Here is a 2,954-nt window from a genome sequence, read left to right on the forward strand (position 1 = left end):
GCCGATGCCTGGGACCGCGCCGACGCAAGACTGGCCCTCGGCTACTGGCCGTGGTCGTTGCTGGCGCAACCCGAGCCGCTGCCGGAGACGATGCTCGCGGCCGCCGCCGATGCCATCGTCGACAATGCGCTTTCCGGCTGGGGATCGTCGTCCGACGCGTTCCCGCCCGGGGTGCGGCAACTCTATGTCGACGCGCTGCGCGACCCGGCGCACATCCATGCCATTTGCGAAGAATATCGCGCGGCGGCATCCCTCGACCGCGAGCACGACCATGCCGACCGGAAGACCGGCCGGCGGATCGCCTGCCCGCTGATGGCCCTATGGAGCGAGCATGGCGCGCTGGCCGAATGGTACGTCGAGCAAGGCGGCCCTGAAGCGCTGTGGCGAAACTGGGCCGACGACGTCAGCGGCGGCGCTTGCCCGGCGGTCATTTCTTTCCGGAGGAGTCGCCGATCGAAACGGCAGCCACGCTCGACGCATTCTTCTCCGGAAGATAGCCCTGCGGGCGTTGCGCGGGCCCGCCAGGCGCCCGACGGGACGGTTCACGCAAGCATCAGGTAAAGCAACGGCGCCGCCGCAAGGCCGATCGCCATTGCGATAAGCGCGGCATGGCCCAGACGCTCCGCGCGCCTGGCGATGTCGGCTATCTCAGCCTCATCATTGATGTCGTCGAGGAATGAAAGATCGAAAGGCGCGGCAGGTTGATTGTCGTTGGCAGGCAGGGTTTCGGCATCCTGCCGGGCGGGCTTTGTAGAGATATAGGTCAAAACGGCGTCTCGCTCCGGGCCCGGCTACGCGGCCTTCTTGTTCGTGGATATTGGTGCCCGCCGACTTGCGCGGGGGGCGATCGGCGGGAACCAGTACGGCCGGCGATGAAGGGGTTTTCTCGTCGGCCGCTCACCAATTCGCAGAAAGCCCATTGGTTGCACAAGCCAGTCCAATGCGCTTGCCGGGTCGGACTTCAGTCGGGCGGAGTCACGAAATATTTCGGGCGGAACATCGGTTGCCCGCGCTTGTTCCCCCTACTCAAGGATGTCGAACGCGTCCTTGATTCAACCCTGAAGAACAATCCGAACCAACGGAGAATTGGATATGCCCAATCAAGGCGGAACCCACGAACAGCACGTCAAGGCCGGCCAGCAGAGCCACAAGAACCGCGACGATCAGCGTCGCGGCGGCGGACAGCAGCAGGCCGAGGACCGCAATATGGGTCAGCGGAGCGCGGGCCAGCACAGGGGCGGCAGCGGCAACTTCGCTGAAGACCGTCAGCGCGCCTCGGAAGCAGGCCGCAAGGGCGGCCAGCGCTGAATTCAAGATGGCGTCCGCGGACGCGGGCGCCATCTCATTTGCCCGGCGCGATCGACCCGGGATGGAACATCTTCCCCGTCCTCCAGTTGACCTTAGGAGCGGCCGCCGTAGCAGGCTGCCGTCGCCGCAGGATGTTCAACGGAGGCACCAATGTCCTTGCATTCCCTTCACCCCGAACGCGTCGATGAGACCCGCATGCAGGCCTATTCGACCTTCGGTCCCCTGCTGATCCATGCCTTGGCGCAAAAACTTGCGCGCTGCCAGGGCGTGCGTGAATTGGACAAGATCGAACAGTCGCTGGTGCGCCTGGTCGAGGAGACAGACGTCGCCGCTCCGGATGCCGAGGCCATGAAGGAGTTCGCGGTCGAGCTCGTCGTGTCGACGCTGCGCAACGCGCGTGAGCATCCCGACGCCAAGCAGGAACTGGAACCAATCGACGAGCGCCGCACGGAAGGCCGCTCGGAGGATCCGGACACACTGGAAGAGCAGTTGCAGTCTGGCCTCGAGGACAGCTTTCCGGCCAGCGATCCGCCGGCCGTGGTTTCCACCGCGATCACCGGCGGCTCCAAGGACATCGTCGGGACCGACGAAGTGCTGCGCCGCAAGAAGGAAGCACGCCGCAAGCAGTCGGAGGCGGCGGACTGACACGGCGCCGAAGCGAAGGAGACGCGCAATGACGCAGGCAAACGACAACATGCCGCACCGGCCGGGCGGCGCGAACGCGCCACGCGGCGGCACGCTGCCGACCAAGGGCGGCGACGATCCCGACGTGCGGTTCCTGGCCGAGAACACCGACCTTTCGCCGAAGCAGGCGCGCGAGTTGATCCGCGAGCACGGACACGACCGCGCCAAACTGCTGGAGATCGCACGAACCATGAAGGCGGAAGGCTGAACGCCCTCCGGAAAGCGAGGCAAGGATGAGCAATTCACCGAAGAAGGGACCAGCCGGCACGACCGATCAATGGCCGCGCTGGGAAGGCCCGAAGGCCAACAGGCCGCGCGGCTACCTGCCGCCGAAGGACGATCCCGACGAGAACCGCGACGCCGCCGGCGAGAACAACAAGGACCCGGAACGCTCCGACCTTGGCGACGTCGCCAAGAAGAAGGGCGATTGAAGGGCCTGGCTTTCACTCAGCGCAACGCTTTCACTCAGCGCAACAAGGAGAAGAAAAATGCCACGTGGCGACAAATCGAAATACACCGACAAGCAGGAACGCAAGGCCGACCATATCGCCGAAGGCTACGAGAAGCGCGGCGTCTCGGAGAAGGAAGCGGAGCGGCGCGCCTGGGCGACCGTCAACAAGGACGATGGCGGCGGCAAGAAGGAAGGCGGATCGGGACGCGGCAAGCACACCGGCCATCCGGCCGCGCATAAGGGCGGCAAGATGGGCGGCAAGGCCTCTGGCGAGCGTTCCGCGGCGGACAGATCGGCTTCGGCGAAGAAGGCTGCCGCGACGCGCAAGCGCAATGCGGAGCACCACGCGCATCATTGAGCGGCCTCCTCCTTCTCCCCTTGTGGGCAGGGCTGTCCGGGGAAAGGTTCGGGTGAATCGAAATGCCGCATGTGCATGCCCCGTAAGACGGGGATTTTCCGTCTACCTTCTGGTTGTCGAGACTCAGAAAGGGAACGGGGCATGCGCTTTACG

The 2,954-nt window shown here is 65.2% G+C and carries 5 protein-coding genes and 2 pseudogenes; 6 read left to right on the plus strand and 1 reads right to left on the minus strand.

From position 1 onward, the window contains the following. Positions 1–497: pseudogene (locus tag EOA27_RS29925) on the plus strand (alpha/beta hydrolase); the annotation flags it as partial. 45 nt (positions 498–542) lie between these two features. Here the strand turns inward: EOA27_RS29925 and EOA27_RS29930 are convergent. Then, positions 543–767 carry a hypothetical protein gene (locus EOA27_RS29930; RefSeq protein WP_126083266.1) on the minus strand — a complete coding sequence of 75 codons (225 nt, stop codon included), beginning with the start codon at positions 765–767 and terminating at the stop codon, positions 543–545. Between the two features lie 439 nt (positions 768–1,206). Here EOA27_RS29930 and EOA27_RS41030 point away from each other — a divergent pair. The 5 genes and pseudogenes from EOA27_RS41030 to EOA27_RS29955 all read left to right on the plus strand — a co-directional run. Further along, a pseudogene (locus tag EOA27_RS41030) lies at positions 1,207–1,302 on the plus strand (KGG domain-containing protein); the annotation flags it as partial. A gap of 156 nt (positions 1,303–1,458) precedes the next feature. Further along, positions 1,459–1,953: a hypothetical protein gene (locus EOA27_RS29940; RefSeq protein ID WP_126083267.1), complete on the plus strand. Its 495-nt coding sequence runs from the start codon at positions 1,459–1,461 to the stop codon at positions 1,951–1,953. A gap of 28 nt (positions 1,954–1,981) precedes the next feature. Then, positions 1,982–2,200 (plus strand): hypothetical protein, encoded by a 219-nt coding sequence (locus EOA27_RS29945; RefSeq protein WP_126083268.1) that lies wholly within the window; start codon positions 1,982–1,984, stop codon positions 2,198–2,200. A 25-nt stretch (positions 2,201–2,225) separates the two neighbouring features. Beyond that, positions 2,226–2,423, plus strand: a complete 198-nt coding sequence (locus EOA27_RS29950) for a hypothetical protein (protein ID WP_126083269.1) — start codon at positions 2,226–2,228, stop codon at positions 2,421–2,423. Between the two features lie 57 nt (positions 2,424–2,480). Next, entirely contained in the window at positions 2,481–2,801 is a 321-nt protein-coding gene (locus tag EOA27_RS29955) for a plasmid stabilization protein (protein ID WP_127257928.1), read from the plus strand. Positions 2,802–2,954: the final 153 nt, after the last annotated feature.

It is taken from the genome of Mesorhizobium sp. M2A.F.Ca.ET.037.01.1.1 (assembly GCF_003998075.1).
Lineage (GTDB): Bacteria > Pseudomonadota > Alphaproteobacteria > Rhizobiales > Rhizobiaceae > Mesorhizobium.